The sequence below is a fragment of the Pseudomonadota bacterium genome, assembly GCA_030860485.1.
Lineage (GTDB): Bacteria > Pseudomonadota > Gammaproteobacteria > JACCXJ01 > JACCXJ01 > JACCXJ01.
In genome coordinates this window covers 12,606-31,589 of the sequence record JALZID010000184.1, presented here as the reverse complement: position 1 = coordinate 31,589, position 18,984 = coordinate 12,606, and the positions used below count along the sequence as shown (strand labels likewise).

Annotated in this window: 12 protein-coding genes and 8 pseudogenes; 12 read left to right on the top strand and 8 right to left on the bottom strand. The window is 61.8% G+C overall.

Features of this window, described 5'->3' with window-relative positions; genetic code table 11:
* A partial coding sequence (locus M3461_10160; protein ID MDQ3774688.1) for a DUF5335 domain-containing protein occupies positions 1 to 211 on the top strand: 211 nt, incomplete at its 5' end.
* A gap of 99 nt (positions 212 to 310) precedes the next feature.
* On the opposite strand, the pseudogene M3461_10155 reads toward M3461_10160, so the two are convergent.
* Positions 311 to 979, bottom strand: a pseudogene (locus M3461_10155) (erythromycin esterase family protein).
* Positions 980 to 1,220: 241 nt separating this feature from the next.
* Entirely contained in the window at positions 1,221 to 1,865 is a 645-nt protein-coding gene (locus tag M3461_10150) for an SRPBCC family protein (GenBank protein ID MDQ3774687.1), read from the bottom strand.
* Between the two features lie 320 nt (positions 1,866 to 2,185).
* On the opposite strand from M3461_10150, the gene M3461_10145 reads away from it, so the two are divergent.
* The 5 genes and pseudogenes from M3461_10145 to M3461_10125 all read left to right on the top strand — a co-directional run bounded on the left by M3461_10145 (position 2,186) and on the right by M3461_10125 (position 6,436).
* The gene (locus M3461_10145; GenBank protein ID MDQ3774686.1) at positions 2,186 to 2,461 is read left to right on the top strand and encodes a hypothetical protein; all 276 of its coding nucleotides are present in this window, start codon (positions 2,186 to 2,188) and stop codon (positions 2,459 to 2,461) included.
* Between the two features lie 355 nt (positions 2,462 to 2,816).
* Positions 2,817 to 3,279, top strand: a pseudogene (nuoI, locus tag M3461_10140) (NADH-quinone oxidoreductase subunit NuoI).
* 78 nt (positions 3,280 to 3,357) lie between these two features.
* On the top strand, positions 3,358 to 3,510 hold the full coding sequence (locus M3461_10135) for a DUF6399 domain-containing protein (GenBank protein ID MDQ3774685.1): 153 nt from the start codon (positions 3,358 to 3,360) through the stop codon (positions 3,508 to 3,510).
* Between the two features lie 53 nt (positions 3,511 to 3,563).
* The gene (gene glpK, locus M3461_10130) at positions 3,564 to 5,048 is read left to right on the top strand and encodes a glycerol kinase GlpK (protein MDQ3774684.1); all 1,485 of its coding nucleotides are present in this window, start codon (positions 3,564 to 3,566) and stop codon (positions 5,046 to 5,048) included.
* 116 nt (positions 5,049 to 5,164) lie between these two features.
* Positions 5,165 to 6,436, top strand: a pseudogene (locus M3461_10125) (outer membrane protein transport protein).
* A gap of 436 nt (positions 6,437 to 6,872) precedes the next feature.
* Here the strand turns inward: M3461_10125 and M3461_10120 are convergent.
* The 6 genes and pseudogenes from M3461_10120 to M3461_10095 form a co-directional block, all read right to left on the bottom strand.
* A pseudogene (locus M3461_10120) lies at positions 6,873 to 9,408 on the bottom strand (NAD-dependent epimerase/dehydratase family protein).
* A 44-nt stretch (positions 9,409 to 9,452) separates the two neighbouring features.
* Complete coding sequence (locus tag M3461_10115; GenBank protein MDQ3774683.1) at positions 9,453 to 9,755, bottom strand: DUF202 domain-containing protein; 303 nt, start codon at positions 9,753 to 9,755, stop codon at positions 9,453 to 9,455.
* Between the two features lie 55 nt (positions 9,756 to 9,810).
* Positions 9,811 to 10,351, bottom strand: a pseudogene (locus M3461_10110) (OBAP family protein).
* 227 nt (positions 10,352 to 10,578) lie between these two features.
* Positions 10,579 to 10,986: a hypothetical protein gene (locus tag M3461_10105; protein MDQ3774682.1), complete on the bottom strand. Its 408-nt coding sequence runs from the start codon at positions 10,984 to 10,986 to the stop codon at positions 10,579 to 10,581.
* Positions 10,958 to 11,668: pseudogene (locus M3461_10100) on the bottom strand (phosphoribosyltransferase). The gene M3461_10105 and the pseudogene M3461_10100 overlap by 29 nt, the downstream one beginning before the upstream one ends.
* A 49-nt stretch (positions 11,669 to 11,717) precedes the next feature.
* Positions 11,718 to 12,137: pseudogene (locus M3461_10095) on the bottom strand (CBS domain-containing protein).
* Positions 12,138 to 13,083: 946 nt separating this feature from the next.
* Between M3461_10095 and M3461_10090 the strand changes: the two are divergent.
* The 6 genes and pseudogenes from M3461_10090 (at position 13,084) to ctaD (ending at position 18,969) form a co-directional block, all read left to right on the top strand.
* Positions 13,084 to 13,886: pseudogene (locus M3461_10090) on the top strand (glucose 1-dehydrogenase).
* A gap of 21 nt (positions 13,887 to 13,907) precedes the next feature.
* Positions 13,908 to 14,126 (top strand): sensory rhodopsin transducer, encoded by a 219-nt coding sequence (locus tag M3461_10085; GenBank protein MDQ3774681.1) that lies wholly within the window; start codon positions 13,908 to 13,910, stop codon positions 14,124 to 14,126.
* 12 nt (positions 14,127 to 14,138) lie between these two features.
* Complete coding sequence (locus M3461_10080) at positions 14,139 to 15,023, top strand: c-type cytochrome (protein ID MDQ3774680.1); 885 nt, start codon at positions 14,139 to 14,141, stop codon at positions 15,021 to 15,023.
* Positions 15,024 to 15,074: 51 nt separating this feature from the next.
* Positions 15,075 to 15,458 carry a c-type cytochrome gene (locus tag M3461_10075; protein MDQ3774679.1) on the top strand — a complete coding sequence of 128 codons (384 nt, stop codon included), beginning with the start codon at positions 15,075 to 15,077 and terminating at the stop codon, positions 15,456 to 15,458.
* 2 nt (positions 15,459 to 15,460) lie between these two features.
* Positions 15,461 to 16,453, top strand: a complete 993-nt coding sequence (coxB, locus tag M3461_10070; GenBank protein MDQ3774678.1) for a cytochrome c oxidase subunit II — start codon at positions 15,461 to 15,463, stop codon at positions 16,451 to 16,453.
* Positions 16,450 to 18,969: a cytochrome c oxidase subunit I gene (ctaD, locus tag M3461_10065; GenBank protein ID MDQ3774677.1), complete on the top strand. Its 2,520-nt coding sequence runs from the start codon at positions 16,450 to 16,452 to the stop codon at positions 18,967 to 18,969. Before coxB ends, ctaD begins: the two co-directional genes overlap by 4 nt.
* Positions 18,970 to 18,984: the final 15 nt, after the last annotated feature.

Below are 18,984 nucleotides of genomic sequence, written 5' to 3'. Positions count from 1 at the left end.
GAGTGAGGCAGGCAGCCTCTTGATCACGCTCGGTAAAACGCCAGAAGGTCATTGGAGGCACAGGATCGTTGCGCCCGCGAGGGTCAGGCTCAAAGAGACTCAAGCCGGTGCGGTCGAGGCGGTGGAGATCGCTTCTACCGGGGGCGAGACCACCCTCGTTCAATTTCGTTCGGCCGTGCTGCCTGAGACCGTGGACGGCATCTTGGAATGAGATCAAGGGGAAGTCCGTGTGCCGACGAGGAGCCGGCGGCGGTCACTTGGCTGCTGCGCGCATGGACGCCGCGCGCGTTTGGGTAGCGCCCGACGGCGCTTGCCCATCGTGGCGGGTGTAGTCCGCGGCGCGCCGCCTCAGCTCGACGAGCTGACTGACCACCGCGTCCTCGCACGACTCGGTCAGGCCAAAGCCAGCCGCATGGCCGTAGGCGTGGGTGTCCTCGTTGAAGTGCTCGAAGCACCCATAGCGGTAGCGCGCCCGTCTCGCCGCCTCCGGGTCCACCTTGTCGAGGTAGTCGAGCACCGCCTCGATCGAGGTGTGCAGGCTATAGAGATCCAGCCCATAGAACCCAACCTTCGGGGCATTGGCGCTGAGTGCCTCGTTGTGTGCGCGTAACCACCCGATGAAATCCAGCACATCAGCGTTGCGCCACATCCAGGTCGGGAAGCGCTTGAAGCCATCCAGGGCATCGACGCTCCCCTCATTCTCGGCGAAGCCGCGGACATAGCGATTGACCCGATAGGCGTCCGGCCAGTCCGCCTCGACCGCCACGGCGCGAAAGCCCTTCTCCTTGACCAATCGCTTGGTGATCTGCGCCCGCTCGCGATAGAACTCGTGCGTGCCATGGCTGGCCTCCCCCAAGAGCACATACCGCGCGTCACCGGTCAGATCCAGCAAGGGGTCGTAATCGTCGGCCGCGCCGGTGAGAGAGTGCGCCGCTTGGCGCACGAGGCTGGCCAATCCATTGCTATTCGTCTCTGGCATACCCGGCTGCTTTTGGCTGCGAACCACTCTTCAAATTCCCCAATCGTCTGCTCGAACAGCGGTCGGTATGCGGCGTTCGAGGCCTGGCTATGGGCTTGCTCACCGCTTCGCGGTAGAGCTTTAAGGCTCTCTCTACACACACACGCGCCGCCTCATAACCGTCGCGTCGCACAAGGTAATTGATCCTGTGTAGCTCAGGTCTCGCACCGTGCATGAGATCTCTTGATAGGTATCCGCCACGTTAGACCTTGGCGGCCGCATCGCGTGGCGCTTTTCCCGCCTCTAGGAAAGTCTTCATCCGCAAGAGGTCCTCATCGAGCTCAGTCTTGGGATCAGCGCCGAAGAGCTTGGCCACTACATGCCCGAGTACGCCGGCGGGTGGACTGTAGCTCATCTCGACGTCGAGCCGCGTTCCACCGTTGACCCGTTCAAATTGGATCATCCCGGCATGCTCCACTGTGGCCCCGGGAGCGGTCCGCCAGGCCAAGAGCCGATTCTGCTCGAGCGTGGTCGTGACCGCATCCCATTCGACCGACATCCCGCCCGGTCCGGTCACCGTCCAGTGCGAGCCGCCGTCCTCACGGACCTTAACCTCGCGCACATTGCTCATGAACTGCGGGAAGTTTTCGTAATGGGTCAGTGTATCGAAGACCTGCTCGAGGGGCGCATTCACGTTAATCGTCTTTTGAATATCGATGGTGCGGCGCCCCGCCATCCCCGCCAGACGTGCGGGCGGCAGATTAGTCGCACTGCGCAGGAGCATCGTGGCGCCGGCCACACCTGCCACGAGCCCGCTGAGATTTCGGCTCTTTAGGGCGTAGAGCGCGAGCGCGCTCCCAGCCGTCCCGACCAGCACGCGTGCTGCAGGCGACCAGCTCTCTTGCATCAGCTCGAAGCGATCCCCTGGCCGCGAGCTCCCGCCCTGCAAGGCGGATATGCCCTCGGCGGTCTTATGCGGCTCCAGTCGATCCTCGACCTCGACGACCCCCCCGGACCGAGCGGACGGCCTGCAGCAGCTCCTCGTGTTCGTGCTCGAGCACGGCACCGCTCAGGGGTTACACGGCCCTGCTCAGCCGTCACCTTGATCGCCCCTGGATGCGAGACCACCCGCCCTATCTTCGCACGTACTCGGTCGATCAAGACCTCATCCGACACCCCTTCATCGCTCACCGTCGAGCGCGCGTCGGCCATGAGGCCTTGGGCGCGATGGGTGAGATCGCGTGCCGTCGCTTCCATCGCATCATCGAGGTGGCTGGCGGCACTGACGAGTTGGTCGCGCATGAGGGCCCGGCGGCGCCGGCCGCGGTCGGGATCGAACAGGTACATCGCGGCCGCACCGAGGAGGGCTGCACCGGCCACCGGAAGAAGCCCGGGAAACATCATAACCTCCTTTCAGCTTCGGTTAAACATCGAATTCACCTTGGCAATATTTGCTCCGAGCCTCTGACCTTGTTTCAACTCGGTTTTGTCCAGGCGCAATAATTACAGCGGCCTTGGCCAGTTTCCGCAGGAATTGCCATCTTGAATGGCGAGCCCAGCGACATCTCCACACGGCTGGCAGAGAAGCAATTACCGGCCGTATGTAACTCTTACCGATTCGATCCACACCTGCGCTCGGAATAGCGCGGCACTGACCTAAAGAACAATGAACGCTCTCAGGTATGTTTGCGCGGGGAACGTCCAATCGGTCCTACTACACTCTTCGAGGCACATGTGTTGCTGCAGTGTAACCGTAGAAGGCTCAGCGTGCCAGCTCGTGGCGTCAAGCGGTTCCTCGGCGGCGAAGACAGAGCATCATTAGGGCAAAGCGTGCGCCTCGGAGATTTCCGTGACCAAACTGGTCCATAACATCCAAGGTTATTTCAAGAGTCTGCTGCTCTTGGATCTGATCAAAGGTCTAGCGATCACCGGGCGCCGCCTGTTTCGGCGCAAGGTCACGGTCTTCTACCCCGAAGAGAAGACCCCTCAGTCACCGCGGTTTCGCGGTCTTCATGCGCTGCGCCGCTACGCCAATGGGGAAGAACGGTGCATCGCCTGCAAGCTCTGCGAGGCGGTGTGCCCGGGAGGAGTCGGCCGATGGCACGCGGCGCGCGAAGCGTTCCGACATCGATCAGTTCAAGTGTGTCTACTGCGGTTTTTGCGAGGAGGCCTGCCCGGTGGACGCCGTCGTGCTTACGCGCATCTTCGAATACCATTACGAAAAGCGCGGCGATGAGGTGACCAGCAAGGAGCAATTGCTGGCGATCGGCGATCGGATGGAGGCAAGCATCGCGGCGGACCGTGCGCAGGATGCTCGCTACTGCGCAGGATGCTCGCTACCGATAATCGGTCTATCGGGCGAGAAATCGATCGACCGCAAGCTGGCAGCGTTGACCCCGGTGCACAACTATTTTACTCAGCGCCCGGAGCGTACCACACCAGCCGAACGTTTCTTTGGACGTCGGCCTGACAAGCTCTTTGACAGGATAGTGGAGCAGGTGCCGCTGCCTGGGCGACCGGCACGAGAACGACCCCGCCCACCAGCTGCATGAGTGGCAGTGGCCGAAATGATGACCATGGCCAGTACCGGCACCGGGAGCGCTCCTTGACAAAGACCCAAGTGGTGGTCGCCCTTGATATCGGAAGCGCGGCCAGCCGGGCTATGGTCTTCTCCAAGACGGGCGAGGTGTTGGCTCAATCCCAGAGCGAATACCGAACCTATTTTCCAAGGCCCGGCTGGGTGGAGCAAGACGCGCTTGAAATCTGGGAGGCGACCCAGAAAGCCTTGCGGGAGGTTCTATCGGCCTTGGGAGCCGATCGCGTGGCGGCCATTGGGATGGCTAATCAGAGGGAAACGGCGCTCTTGTGGAACCGAAGCACGGGGCAGCCTCTGTATCGCGCCATTGCCTGGCAATGCCGGCGGACGGTGAACCTGTGTCGAGAATTGTCTGCGCATTCAGAACTGATTAAGAGCAGGACGGGGCTGTTCCTGGATCCCTATTTCTCCGCAACCAAAATTAGATGGATCCTGGACAATGTGGCGGGAGCCAGGCGGCAGGTAGAGAACGGGGAGGCCATCTTCGGCACGGTGGACAGTTGGATCCTTTGGAACCTCACCGGCCGGCGAGTCCACGCCACGGACGCGAGCAACGCGGCGCGCACCCTGTGCTTCAATATCCATTCCTTGGATTACGACGATGAGCTCTTACGGATCTTCGGCTTGCCGAGGTTCCTGTTTCCTCAGGTCAAGGACAGCGCCGGGCCGTTCGGTGCTACTTCTGAGGAGGTCACCGGTCGGCCGATCCCGATTATGGGGATCCTGGGCGATCAAAGTGCGTCGCTGTTCGCCCAAGAAGGCGTGTGGGAGCATGTGGTGAAGAACACCTATGGAACGGGACTGTTTTTGATGACGTCGACGGGGGAAAGGGTCCCCCCTTCAGGGAGGCTCGTGAACACCATCGCCTGGAAATTGGGCGAAAGATGCACCTACGCGCTGGAGGGCAGCATGCTGATCGGCGGATCGGGTCTCCAATGGCTGAAGGACCAACTCCAACTCATCGCCTCCTTTTCGGAGGCGGAAAACATGGCCGCTTCGTTGGATTGTAACGAAGGGGTCTATTTCGTCCCCGCCCTGGTGGGGTTGGGCGCGCCCGCTTGGGATCCTGACGCCCGGGGCCTGTTCATGGGCCTGACACAGAACACAACGCGCCAGCATCTGGCACGGGCCGCCTTGGAAGCTATGGCTTATCAAACGCGGGATGTGATGGAGGAACTGAAAAGAGTGACTCCCACCCGTCCCTTCCGCTCTCTGCGGGTGGATGGGCAAGGCACACGGGTTGATCTTTTGATGCAGTTCCAAGCGGACATTCTCAATATGCCCGTGGAGAGGCCTGCTTTTTTTGAAGCCACCGCTCTAGGAGCGGCGGGAGTGGCCGGCCTCGCAGCCGGTTTTTGGACCCAGGACGAATTCTTCAAGGTCAGGAAGGTGGACCGCATCTTTACCCCACGAATGGAAGAATCCACACGGGAGGCGCTCTATCGCGGATGGAAGAAGGCCATGGCCATGGCGGTCCGCCGGGATGTTGAATAAAAGACGAGCCGTCTATTTGTTGATAACAGATTCAGTATTTCAGTAACAGGGCAATCGATATGCGCACATGTCGTGTAATGGGGCGATGGGTGATCAGCGTGATTGTGCTGTCATGCATGGTACGCGAGGCGCCAGCGGCTGGATTTCAGATCCTGGAACAAGGCTCGCGGCAGGTAGGTAACGCCTTCGCCGGTACCGCGGCGACAGCCGAGGACGCCAGTACGATCTTTTTCAACCCGGCCGGTATGGTATACCTCCAGGGGAATCAGGTCACAGCTGCATTAACTATAGCTCACCCGCAAGCACGCTTTGACAATCAAGGAAGCACATCAGCCGGGGGGCTTTTGCCTACGACCGGAGGCAATGGTGGCAATGGCGCCGATCTTGCCGTCTTGCCCAACCTCTATGGCATGTGGGACCTGTCCCCAACGATTAAAGTGGGGCTTGGTCTCTCCGCGCCCTTCGGGCTCGTCACCGACTACCCGGCCGACTGGGTCGGCCGCTACCAGGCCATTCGAACCGATTTGTTTACCATCGACATCAGCCCCGTGATCGCCGTGAAACTAACCGACTGGTTATCAATCGGCGGCGGTCCCAACATCCAATATGCCGATGCCGAGCTTAGCAACGCGATAGACTTGGGTGCGCTGCCCGGTGGCGCGCCCCCACAAGCCGCCGACGCCCGGGTCAGACTCGAGGCAGACGACGTGAGCGTCAGCTTCAATATCGGCGCGCTGTTCCAGCCCTGGGGTGGAACACGGTTTGGCCTGCATTACACCCACGAAATGTCCCATGATCTCGACGGTCAAGTCGGATATTTGGGCCTCAATGCCGCCGGCACGGCAACACTGGCATCACTGCAGTCGATCGGAGGGTTTATAGATCAGGACGCAACCGCACCGCTTGATCTGCCGTCGATATTGACCTTGAGCGCCTATCATGAGCTGACACCAACACTGGCATTACTGGCCGACGTGGCCTGGGCCAACTGGAAAGTCTTCGATGAGCTCCGGGTCAACTTCTCCCGCGTAGATACTATCCAGGGCACCTCATCGGTTACACCCGAGGACTGAGACGATACGAGTCGCATCGCCCTCGGTGTCCTTTATCGTCACGATGACCGGTGGACCTTCCGAGGCGGCGTCGCCTATGACGAAACGCCGGTGCCAGATGCGACGCGTACGCCCAGGATCCCCGACCAGAGTCGCTATTGGATCGCGGCCGGGGCTGGCTATCGATGGAAAGCGTTAGAACTCAACTTTTCCTACGCTCACTCGTTCGTCGAGGACGCCACCGTAAATGATACTACCCGCCTTACAAATAACCTCGTCGGCACGTTCGATAACTCCACTGACATCTTCAGTATCGGCGGCACCCTAAGGTTTTGAGCGACCCGATCAGCTTCGGCGCTTATCGTATCAATCAGGGCTCACAATGGAGGTTTTGGCTTTAGCCGGTTTCGGCTCTTGCTGCGTTGCTGTACCGCTGAATGACTGCAAAAGTTTACGATACAGGCATGCCCACCGAACAAGGATCCAGCATAGCCAACAACGGTAAAGGATGGCTATCGCGCGAGCGCGTAGAGGCGCTGATGTTGCTGCTCGCGACTCTTTGGCCAGTTATCTCTGCTTTCGCCTTGCCGAGCCGTTCTTGCCGGCCGCCCTGACTTGGGCGTTGGCGCTGGCAGTGGTTGGTTACCCGGTGCACCGCTCGATGTAGTGCATCCGCCACCCGAGCATCGCACGCAGTCGGAACGTCGCCGGGTTCATTCCCCTCTGTGATGTCGCGGATCGCCAGCGGCCGGAGCTTGACGATATGGTATTCTCAAACTACGCCTCTGTCCCAGGCACCGTAGTGCTCCGCGCTGCGCGGCCCACGCGGTAGGCTCGCGGCCACCATCAAGAGGCCGATGACTATGTCGTTCCAGGCGGCACCGGCTGTTGCGCCCGCGAGCAGCCACGGCGCGGTGATCAGCCAGAGACCGAGCAGCAGGTTCAGGAACCGCAGTGGTCGTGCGACCTCGGCCATGGCGCAGATGGCCACGGTGATGATCAACGCTCCCGTCAAATGGTCGCTATCGGCAATCGCGCCTTCTGTGCCGAAGATCGGGCGGGAAAACATCAGCCATGCACCGAGCGCACAGCTCACGAGCAGAGTCCAAGGCGTGGTGACGCCCCGTATCGCGGCCGCCGACTGGATGGCGAGCGGAGCAGAGAAGCCCGGATCCTTCTTATCCTGTCCTCCGGCCGGCTCGGGACCGCCCCTGAAGAAGGTCCGCCAGAACGGGCGCCCCATCTGCCGGCTGCGCAACATGTACTGGCCCATCGCCACCACCTCGTCGAGCGTGAGCGGGATCATGATTAGCATCGCGAGCGCGGCGATCAGGCAGAGCGTGCAATAGGTGCCGATCATGATTGGCTGGATGATGATAAAGAAGATCGAGACGCCACCGAGCGGGACTACCAGAATGAAGAAGAAAGTCACCATCCACGGCATCGTCCGCCAGCGCGTGGCGATGCCCATCGCCCCCATCAGTGCCTCGATCATGTAGCTCGTAGCGCCGAGACCGGCGTCTGGGATTGGCCAGGCCCGCGAGACGTCCGAGGTGATGATGTGCTCGGTGCCGTTCTTGCCGGCGGCGCCGGAGAAGAATGGCTCCCAAATGGAGCCGATGTGGCCAAGCTGATAGGCGGCGAGATAGCGGGCAATGAGGAAGCCGAAGTAACCGAGAGCGATGAGCGGCAGGCGCTGCAGCCAGGACGAGGGCGAGTAGGTCCAGCCGGGCGGGACCGTGCTCTCGTCCATCATGCCCTGGGGACTCATCCCGGGCATCATCGGCACGAGCACGGAGAAGGTGATGGCCAGCGCGCCGACGATGGTATCGTTCATGTAGGCCGCGGCACTCGGGGTCCAGAAGAACAACGGCGCGAACAGCAGCCACAAGCCGACGAGCGTGGTCCCCCATTGCGCCCAGGCAAAGCGGGGGGACAGAGCGAGTGTGCCGAAGAGCATGAGCAAGAAGCCTGAGGCGATGTCGCTCCAGCCGGTGAGCGCGTTGCGCAGCCCCGGTTCCCACAGGTCGCGCTCCTGGGTGATGTCGCGCACGGTCCCCGCCGCCGTTGGATCGAACAAGGTGAATTGCAAAGGACTGGTCAGGAGCCAGGCGCCGAGGGCGATCACGAGAAAGTGGACCCACAACATTGCATGGTGCATGCTGGCCATCTCGGCCATGTGCTCGGGTTTCATCCTTTCGTGTTCGGTGTGAAGCGCTTTAGCTCGCTCCCGTGCTTTCTCGCCCCGCCCCGCCACCGTGGCGGCGTTGAGCTTGTTCGCTTGATACCAGCCGGCCGGATCCGCCTTGAGCGCCTCGATCATTCGCGGCAGAGTACTGCGCAGGGAATGCTTCGGTTCCCAGTCGAGCAGCTTACGGGCGCGGCTGATGTCTATCTCGTAATGGTCGTCGGCAATATCGACCATCCAGGGGCGAATAAAAGAGTCTTCACCCAGCAGGTCCTCCTCGACCCATGCGCCAGCCTTGGCGAGGGCTTTCGGCATCTCCCAGGTCACCCAGCTTTCGCCGTGGATCAGCCGGCCGATCTCGTCTTGCAGCTCGCCGTAGCCCATCACGTCCCGTTCGCCGAGGAGAAGCGCCAGCTCGGCGGGCATCCTCTTGCGGTGCTCTACGAGGCGCGACACAGCATCCACGAGATCGTCAAGGTGTAGAAAAGATTGCCCGGTGCGCTGGTCGCTCGGATAGACATGACCCTTGGGATTCCGCATCGTAGATGCGCCCCATCTGGTGCGCGAGAAAGGGGTTGCGGCATAGGTCGTCATAGACGCCGGCGGGCCGCAGATAGACGACCGGGATCGATCCGCGCTGTGCATGAATGAGGCGTTCGGTCTCGACCTTGGAGGCACGATAAGGCAGATCGGACTCGAGCGGCCAGTCCTCATCGATCAGCTCGCCAGGCCGGCGTGCCCGGTGCGCCAGCATCGAGCTCGCAGAGACGAACTGCTCGATGTCGAAGGCCTGCAGCGCCCGCAGCAGCCGTTCCGTTCCCCTGACCGTGATCTGCTCGTATTTCGGATTGGGCTCGCCGGTAAGATCAAAATAGGCGGCGAGGTGGATCACCGAAGCGATGCGGCCGCCGTGGCGCTCGCGGACCGCTGCCAATGGCTGCCGTACGCTGTCCTCGGAGGTGAGGTCGATCCGCTCGAAGCTCGCCGCGGGCGGCAACTCTTTCGGCTCTTGCAGATCGAAGCCAACCACATTGTAGGACTCCGCAAGCCTAGAGACGAGCGCTCGGCCGATGAATCCGCCGCTGCCCGTGATGACCACCGTGTCCTTGCGGTCCCGCATGAGCCGGTCGTCCGCTCCTCCTGACATAAGGGACTTCACCATGGCTACAATCCCAAGACCCAGGATGGCGAGGATTGGCGCATCAAGCGGGACCCATGCCCCCCGGTCCAGCGTGCCATTCCGTGCCCCGAGGTAGCGATGGCGCTGCCCACCGCGCGAAAACGCCAGAGGCCGACCCCGAGCACCGCCGCGCCGATGGGCAGCAAGCCTACTCCGAGCCCGATGATGAGGGGGGAACCGAAAAGCTTGATCAATCCGATGCCGGTGAGCAGGCAAGTCAGTGCCGTGCTGGCGTAGGCCAGCAGTGTCCGCTCGTTGGCCAGCAGGGAAGGGAAGTCTTCAGTCACTACAGCTGCCGCATGAACGCCACCAGGCTGTCACTCCGACGACGCACCAGGCGGTCTATTGCACCGTGGGCCGCCGCGATTTCCGAGGCTTGGATGCCTTCCCGACCGAGGGTTTCGATTCGCGTGCGGACACGGCCTCGGAATGACGCGGATCGGGGATGTCGGCCCGCTGCGCGCGTCGCTCCTGCGTCGCGATCCCGAACCGCCGGTCACGGTCTTCAATCAGCGCGGGCCGGATTTGCCCATCCCGGGTGAAGCCCATCATGAGCGAGGCCTCCCCTACCGGCAGCTTATCTTGTTTGGTGTGCCACACGTGCCAGGTCTTGCCCCAGGTGCTAACCAGCTTCTCCATCAGCTCGTGCTCGGCCGCTTGTGGGAGCCCCCGGGGCGATCAACAGTCCCGATTTCACCTCGTAGTCGTGCGGGTGCCACATGTGCTGCTCTTGGGCGAGCAGCCCCCGGTACAGCCGGTCGCTGATGATGTGCTCGACCCCCATCAGTTTCGCCTCCTTGCCGTTGCCGTCGTAGATGGCGCACTGGATGAATTCCTCTGTCATCTGGTAGCAGTAGTGATGGGCCTCTTCCTGAATGCCCATATTGCCATGGACGAAGTGGAAGCCGTCGAGATAGGCATCGAGCTGCTCGATCGGGGCGGTGTCTTGGAGCGCCCGCGCACCGAGGCCCAAGGCCTGAGTCTTAGTGGTCTTCTCCGCCCCTGGCGCTGCGGTAGGCGAGGGCGAGGTGGGGGAAATAGCGCAGGCGCCGGTGCCGGCGAACACCACAGCGCCAAACAACAGGGGCCCACAATAACTACTGGATAATTTCATAGGTTGGGCCTCCATACTTGAGTCAACGTTGCATGGCCAACAAAAGCAGCCGCCGCGCGGTCCGGGCAGAGGTCCCCGCGCAGCGCTTTTAGCGCATAGCGCTCGTAGTCAATGTCAGTCTGGGTGCGAAAACCCAGGCGCCGGAACACGGGCACCGGCACTGGAATGGCGTGCTGGAGCAGCAAGGCCGCCACCACGCCAGGGAGCAGCACGTCGCGCTGAGCACAACCCCGATGAGCGCGAGCGTCGAGGCGTTGGCCTCGGAGCTCCATATCCCACTCGCGTTCGAGCTCTTTGAGCCGTCGATCGATCGCCTCAGGACCGGCCGCGGCGTAGCGGGCGATGTTCGCTTCGGTCTGTTCTCGGATGCGTTGGTTAATATGCTCCGCGGTATGCTGGGGCACACGGGTCGTGGTGGCCGTGGCGCGCAGCCGCCTCCAGCAGCTCCCGCACCTCCTGGTCCGTCGTCTGGGGGAAATCCGCATACCAAAGCGCCATCGCGTAGAAGGGCTCAGGAGTCGCCGCACACACGATGTCGTCCACTTCGGAGGCGAGCTCCTCGCAGGTCGAGGGCGCGGCGATCGGTACGCCGACCACGATGCGCCCCGGCCCGCGCTGCCTTAAGCCGGCCACCGCCGCGCGCATCGTCGAGCCGGTCGCGAGCCCATCGTCGACCAGGATGACGGTCCTGCCCGAGACGTCGAAGGGTGGGCGGCTTACCGCGATAGGCGCGCTCGCGCCGCGCAAGCTCCCGGCTCTCCTCAGACGCAGCTGCGGCGATGGTCAGACGCAGCTGCGGCGATGGCGCCCTGCGAAATACCGAGCGCCGAGACCACCTCCTTGTTCATTACCCGCACGTCTCCTGAAGCGAGCGCGCCCATCGCCAGCTCCTCGTGGCCTGGCACTCCGAGCTTGCGGATGACCAAGACATCCACGGGCGTGCCCAGTTGCCTGGCAACCTCGTAGGCGACGGGAACCCCGCCCCGGGGCAGGGCCGAGCACGGTGACGTCCGATCGTCCCGCATAGTTGATGAGGGCGGATGCGAGAACCCGCCCGGCATGGTGTCTGTCTTGGTAGCCACTCATATTGTCTGACCACTTGACATGTTGCCATGCGACGGCCCCATCGGTCCGTTTATGCACCGGTTCTAGAGACCCCCTTGAGCGCTTCGCCCGCCAGCGCCGCAGGGCTATGCTGAGCCAGATCGCCCAGAGAAACCATACCTACCAGCCGCTTGGCACGATTTAACACCGGCAGTCGCCGCACTTGGTTCTCGCTCATGTTTCGCAGCACCTCTTCAGGGGGCTGATCATCGAATCAGTATAGGACGTTGGGCGACATCACTTGGCGTGCCGTATAGCTCCCCATGTCCGTACCTTCCGCTACGGCGCGTACCACGATATCGCGGTCGGTCACCATCCCAACGAGCCTATCGTTCTCCGCTACGGGCACCGCGCCGACGTCGTCATCGCGCATCTTTTGTGCCACTGCTCGGACGCTCGCCTCTGGATTGATGAGATCCACTTCCGGGGTCATGATGGCTTTTACTTGCATTTCATTTCCTCCTGTGGGCTCACGCTTCAGCCCGCTTCGGTAATATTGATTATCGGATTTCGCCTTTCGAGCCATTTCAGCGCGCTCTAAGGCCTGTTTAGCATGCTCTGCTTATAAGTGCGATCGCTGCACTCTTACGTTTCATGTTTCCTTCCTATTGCATTGCCTCACGTTAAGCTGCTCGCTCATCTCACCCTCCGGCGTACTGTGACTTCAGGCCTTAACCTGAGCTCCAGTTGATCGGCAAGGTCCGTACCATAGAGAACGTCCGGACTCCAATTCAGCCACATAGACGGGTCTGGGCGTCTCCGGGAGCGCGTTATGGAGCGCGCCTCGGTAAGGACTACCGGAGCCTTTGTAAACATTACGCAACGCTTTAGGACGATTTTCACATGGATATCAGAGGATAGACGAAGGTGCGACTTCCCTCAGTGCAGAGACCGACACCGAAGAACTCGGCAACCTTTACCAACTTATCCTGGCAAGCCGCATTCTCGAACAGCGCCATCTAGACGCCACCTTTGGACTTTAAGGCATCAAGAGCCGTGGCATCTCTCTTGCTAAACGTACGTAGAAGCTATTGATCGTAAGGGATTTTCAGGTCGAAAAGGCCTGACCGACGACCCTTTCTACTACAACTTTTGGCTGGGACCTATATACTGACGACGATCTCTACCGCGCCACGCGTTGGGCGGTGGGGGTGGGGCAGGCCTGCGCATGGATTTTCATCGCCTGCACTCCGAAAATGAGCGCCGGTTTATTGTGCCTCGCCGCAGGCGCGCCCAAGTCGGGATCGAGTTACCCTATAGCCGCACCATGGGATCCGAAGCCGACCGCATCGGGTTGGGTCGCGGACCGGCTTCGACCGAGAGCGGCGGTAACGCTCGGGCAGGAGATGCAACGGAAGGATCCAATAGTTTGAGCTCTGCCCTCAAAGATAAAGGTTATGAGTGGCCCACTGGATAGGCAACGCGCATTGGTGACCGGTGCCAGCTCGGGCATCGGCGCAGAGATCGCGCGGCAAATGGCCGGCGCTGGTGCGACAGTGGTGATCAACTACGCGAGTGGTAAGCGAGAACGCCCAGCGCGTGGTGGCCGACATCGAGCGGGCAGGCGGCGAGGCGCTGGCTATCCGCGCCGATGTGAGCGACAAGGTGCAAGTGCAAGCCATGTTCAACGAGGCGATCGAGGCGCTGGGCAGCATCGATATCCTGGTCAACAACGCCGGGATCCAGAAGGATTCCGCGTTTCTCGACATGAGCTTGGAAGATTGGAATCGGGTGATCGCGGTCAATCTCACCGGTTATTTTTTATGCGCGCGCGAGGCAGCCCGCGAGTTCATGCGTCGCGGAGTGATGCCCGAGCGCTCGATCGCGGCCGGCAAGATCATCTGTATCTCCTCGGTGCATGAGACCATTCCTTGGGCTGGGCACGCCAACTATGCGGTGTCGAAGAGCGGCATCGCCATGTTGATGAAGACCATGGCTCAAGAGCTTGCGCCACACCGGATCCGTGTCAATGCCATCGCCCCTGGCGCTATCAAGACCGACATCAACAGGGAGGCGTGGAAAAAGCAGCACGCAGAAGCCGAGCTTCTGCGTCTCATTCCCTACGGGCGGATCGGCGAGGTCGAGGATGTCGCTCGGGTCGCGGTATGGCTCCTCCGACGAGACCGATTATATCAACGGGGCTATCCTCTATGTCGATGGCGGAATGGCGTTGTATCCCGCGTTCCGCGAAGGTGGTTAGCAAAGCCTATAGGAGAATGCCATGAGCAGTGGAATAGGCCGCAGGCGTTGGGCGATCGTCGAGGGTTATATTCCCGCGCAAAGCACCGGCGACACTCGCCAGCTCGAAAGCCACGAAACGATATGCCTGCTCAATGCAGGCGATGAGGAAGCACGCATCGAAGTCATGGTGTACTTCGCCGACCGCGAGCCATTAAAAGACCACAGTGCAGTGGCAAGCCAGGCGTGTACCGTCGGCTAATTATGGACAACGATGAGTCGTTTATCGAGAAGCCTGAAGAAGTGGCTGGCGATCCTCGCGGCGTCTGCGGGATCCTTGAGTCTGGCGGGCTTCGCGGTATTGTACTCAGGTGTTTACGACGTCGCTGCGACGAACCAGCACAGCGCGCTCCTCTACTGGATACTGGACACAGGTTTGCGCAGCTCGGTGCGTCAACGTGCCGGGGCGATCAGTGTCCCGGCCCTGTCGGATCCGGCACTGGTCGAGAACGGGTTCCGATGTTACCGAGACCATTGTGTACAGTGTCATGGCGCGCCAGGCGTCGCGCGCGATGACGTTGGCAAAGGTCTGCTGCCCCTGCCCAATAATTTGGTGCAGACCGCGCGCGAATGGCCGCCGGCCGAGCTTTATTGGGTATCTAAGTACGGCATCAAGATGACGGGCATGCCGGCGTGGGGCTATCGGCTCGCGGATCAAGAGCTATGGGCAATCGTGGCATTTCTCAAACAAATGCCGCTGCTCGCGCCGAAGGACTATCGTACATTGAACGAGACGATAAACGGCCCATGCGGTTTGCTGGAGGCGAAGCCGGCACGCCGGCCACGCCAGGATAGCGTGCCTCGCGCGGCGCTCGCTAAAGCCGATCCGCTCCGCGGCCCCGCCGCCTTACGCCAGTACGCTTGCGCGGCCTGCCATCGCATTCCCGGAGTCACCGGGGCGCATGCGCATGTCGGTCCACCCTTGGACGGCATAGCCAACCGCAAATACCTCGCAGGGATCATCCCCAACAACGCCGAAAACATGATTCGATGGATCCGCGATCCGCAGGCCGTGAGCCCCTCGACAGCCATGCCGGATCTCGATGTCAATGAGTCCGATGCACGCGATATGGCGGCCTACCTCTTCACCCTCGAATAGGAAACAAAACGATAACCTGGATGTCGCTGTGCTTCCAGGCTACGAAACCCGATGGATACACTCATCAATCGACGGGTCACCCCGCTTGGCATAGTCCTTATGGTGACGGCCTGCGCCGATCCGGCGGATCTCTCGCATGCGCTTCGCTCCACCGGCGCGGATCCCGAGGCGGGGCGTGCGGCCATCGAGCGTTACGACTGTGGAGTCTGTCACACGATACCGGGTATACGGGGCGCGCGCGGTGTCGTCGGCCCGCCGCTCGATGCCTTCAGTCATCGCGTCTATATCGCCGGCAAACTCAGTAACCGCAAAGAGATCCTGGAGCGCTGGATACGAGATCCCCCGGCGCTCGCTCCCGAAACCGCGATGCCGAACCTGGGCGTCGAGGAACAAGAGGCAAAAGACATGGCGGCCTATTTGTATCGGCTTCGCTAGCGATGCCAGACCTGCCGGAAGCGTGGGCCGGCATTCCGGCTCCGGTGGTTCGTTTCTCGTTCGAAACGGCGGAGGGTGTCCAATCGGCGCTCGATACGGCGGGCGGGGCCGCGCAGTCTATCGAGCGGCTCGGCCTGGTGCTCTTGATCGGCGCAAGCGTGATCTTCCTGTTCGTCATCGGCTTGCTGCTCTATGGCGTGTTGTCGGCGCCCAAACGAGTCGCAAAGCGCCGCTGGGTGATCGGCGGCGGGCTGATTTTTCCGGTCGCGGTGCTCTCGGTGCTTCTTGCTTATACACTCTTCATCAGCAATGAGTTGACCTCTCCCCCGCCAGCCGGCTCACCAGACATCCGCATCGTCGGCAAGCGTTGGTGGTGGGAGGTCCGTTACCGGCAGCCGAATGGCATGGGCGAGATCGTGTTAGCGAACGAGCTCCACCTCCCGGTCGGCCGACCCGTCGAGATCGCGCTGAGCACCGCGGATGTCATTCACAGTTTTTGGGTGCCCTCGCTCACCGGGAAGATGGATATGATCCCGGGCCGGGTGAATCGGCTCACGCTCGAAGCCACGCGGCCCGGCGTCTTCCGCGGTCAATGCGCCGAATACTGCGGCGCTCAACATGCGTTGATGGCTTTCTACGTGATCGCCGAGCCCGAGCAAGCGTTTCAGCGCTGGCTCGCGCATGAGGCGACGCCGGCGATCGAGCCTGCGGATCCCTTCTTCCAGCGGGGCCTTGATGCATTCCTGCGCGAGGGATGCGGGGCCTGTCACACGATCCGCGGTACCGGCGCCAAAGGTCCGCACGGGCCGGACCTGACTCACGTCGGCAACCGCCGCTCGCTCGCGGCCGGAACCCTGAATAATCATGTCGGCACGCTAGCCGGATGGATCGCCGACAGCCAGCGCATCAAGCCCGGCAATCTCATGCCTTCGATGAGCGTCTTCGTCGGCCAAGAGCTGCGCGCCGTCGCCGCGTATCTGGAGAGCCTCAAGTGACTGTGCTACCCAATCCACTGCCGCGACCCCTGGATGAGCTCGAGCGGCTGGAGCGCGTTTGGGAGCTGCCCAAGGGATGGGCGTTTCTCAAGGTCGTCAACAACACCTATGTCGGCCTCTTCTACATCGGCACGGCCTTGCTCTTTCTCGCGCTCGGCGGAACGCTGGCTTTGCTCATGCGCGCTCAGCTCGCGGTGCCCGACAACGATCTGCTCGAGGCGGCGACCTACAATCAAGTCTTCACCATGCACGGCACGGTGATGATGTTCTTGTTCGCGGTGCCGGTGGTCGAGGCGATGGGTGTCTATCTGCTACCGGGAATGACCGCGGCGCGCGATCTGCCGTTCCCGAAGCTCTCCGCCTATGCGTTCTGGGCTTACGCGATCGGGGGTCTCATCTTCTTCTGCACGCTGTTCTTCGGCGCCGCGCCCGACGGCGGCTGGTTCATGTATCCGCCACTCACGAGCTATGAATACTCCCCGTCGAGCGGTGCCGATTGGTGGCTGGTCGGCATCGGTTTCATCGAGATCTCCGCCATCGCCGGGGCCATCGAGCTGGTGGTGGGGATCTTGCGCACGCGCGCGCCGGGCATGTCGCTCGACAAGATGCCGATCTACGCCTGGGCGATGCTGGTGGTCGGCGCCATGATCGTCTTCGGCTTCCCGCCGGTGATCTTGGCCACCCTGTTGCTCGAGCTGGAACGGGCCTTCCACTGGCCGTTTTTCATCGCCGAGAAGGGCGGCGATCCCGTCCTCTGGCAGCATCTCTTCTGGCTATTCGGCCATCCAGAGGTCTACATCATCTTTCTGCCCGCCGCCGGCATGGTGTCGATGATCATCCCGACCATGGCCGGGATCCCGCTCATCGGCTACCGCTGGGTCGTCATCGCGCTGCTCGGTGTAGGCGCGCTGAGCTTCGGCCTGTGGGTACATCATATGTTCGCCGTCGGGATCGGGCCGCTTTCGATGGGTTTGTTTTCCGCGGCCAGCATGGCGGTCGCGATCCCGAGCGGCATTCAGGTGTTCTCCTGGATCGCCACCCTCTGGCGCGGGAAGGTGCGGCTGTCGGCGCCGATGTGGTTCATCCTCGCCTTTTTCGCCATCTTCGTGCTCGGCGGACTCACCGGGGTGATGCTGGCCGTGGTGCCGTTCGACTGGCAAGCTCACGACAGCTATTTCGTGGTCGCGCATCTACACTATGTGCTCATCGGCGGCATGGTGTTTCCCCTGTTCGCCGCGTTTTATTACTGGGCGCCGACGGTGAGCGGCAGACCCCTCTCGGAGCGGCTCGGCCGCTGGGCATGCGGCTTGATGTTCATCGGCTTCAATGTCGCTTTCTTTCCGATGCACATCACCGGGCTCCTCGGCATGCCGCGGCGCGTCTATACCTATCCGGAAGGGCTTGGCTGGGACGGAATGAACCTGGCTTCGACCCTTGGCGCCTTCATTCTCGCCGCGGGGATCCTTCTCGTTCTGATCGATATCGCACTGCATGTTCGGATCTCGGGCAAGGTCAATGCAAACCTCTGGCGCGCGAGCACGCTGGAATGGCTGCCGCTCGACAACTACGCGAGCCGCAGCATTCCACTGGTCACGAGCCGAGAACCGCTGTGGGATAACCCCGGGCTTGCAGACGAGGTTGAAAGCGGCCGGCATTACTTGCCTGGGAGCGCCACCGGCGAGCGCGAAACCATCGTAACCAGCGCGATCGACGCGCGCCCTCAATATCTCCTGTTGTTGCCCGGGCCGAGCTGGCTGCCGCTCGTAGCGGCCATGGGAACGACGGCGTTTTTCTTGTTCCTGACCGTCAAGCTGCTCGTTCCGGCCGCGATCGGTGGCCTCATCGCGGCGGGGGCGATCCTGCGCTGGATGTGGGATACCGATCGCGGCCCGGCCTACCCACCCGTTGCCATCGGCGGGGGGATCCGGCTGCCCGTCTATGCCTCCGGCCCCGCTTCACATTCCTGGTGGGCGATGGTGGTGCTCATGCTGGTCGACGGCACCGTCTTCGCCGCGCTCTTGTTCTCGTACTTCTACCTCTGGAACGGCACCCAAGGCCCGTGGCCACCCGCTCCTTTCACGCTGCCTCCGTTGGGCTCAGCCGGCGCCGCAGCGTTGTTCTGGCTCGCCAGCAGCATTGCGCTCGCTCTCGCTAACGCTGCTCTTTCCTCGAGAACGCGGTATGCGCAAATGATCTTGCAAGCCGCGCTCATCGTCGCGCTCATGCTCATGTTCGTTGCCTTCGGGACGAGTCTCTATGGGCAGTGGCAAACCGACTTACGGCCTGACCAGCACGCCTATGGCGCGCTCGTCTATGCCATCATCGCCTACCAAGGACTACATGTCGCGGTGCTTGCCGTGATGACGCTCTTTACCCTAGCTCGATCATGGGCCTCACGACTCGATGCGACTCGGCGCGTGACTTTCGACAACACGCGGATCTTCTGGCACTACATGGCCGCTCAAGGAATAGCAGGGATCGCTGTCGTGGAATTGTTCCCACGATTGGCGGGGTAATTCTACGGGAACTGG

What these genes read in the sequence shown, in the direction of transcription:
- M3461_10075 (MDQ3774679.1), top strand. Translation starts at nt 15,075, where the DNA reads ATGGATACACTCATCAATCGACGGGTCACCCCGCTTGGCATAGTCCTT.
- M3461_10085 (MDQ3774681.1), top strand. Translation starts at nt 13,908, where the DNA reads ATGAGCAGTGGAATAGGCCGCAGGCGTTGGGCGATCGTCGAGGGTTAT.
- M3461_10145 (MDQ3774686.1), top strand. Translation starts at nt 2,186, where the DNA reads ATGGGTGAGATCGCGTGCCGTCGCTTCCATCGCATCATCGAGGTGGCT.
- M3461_10080 (MDQ3774680.1), top strand. Translation starts at nt 14,139, where the DNA reads ATGAGTCGTTTATCGAGAAGCCTGAAGAAGTGGCTGGCGATCCTCGCG.
- coxB (MDQ3774678.1), top strand. Translation starts at nt 15,461, where the DNA reads ATGCCAGACCTGCCGGAAGCGTGGGCCGGCATTCCGGCTCCGGTGGTT.
- M3461_10150 (MDQ3774687.1), bottom strand. Translation starts at nt 1,865, where the DNA reads ATGCAAGAGAGCTGGTCGCCTGCAGCACGCGTGCTGGTCGGGACGGCT.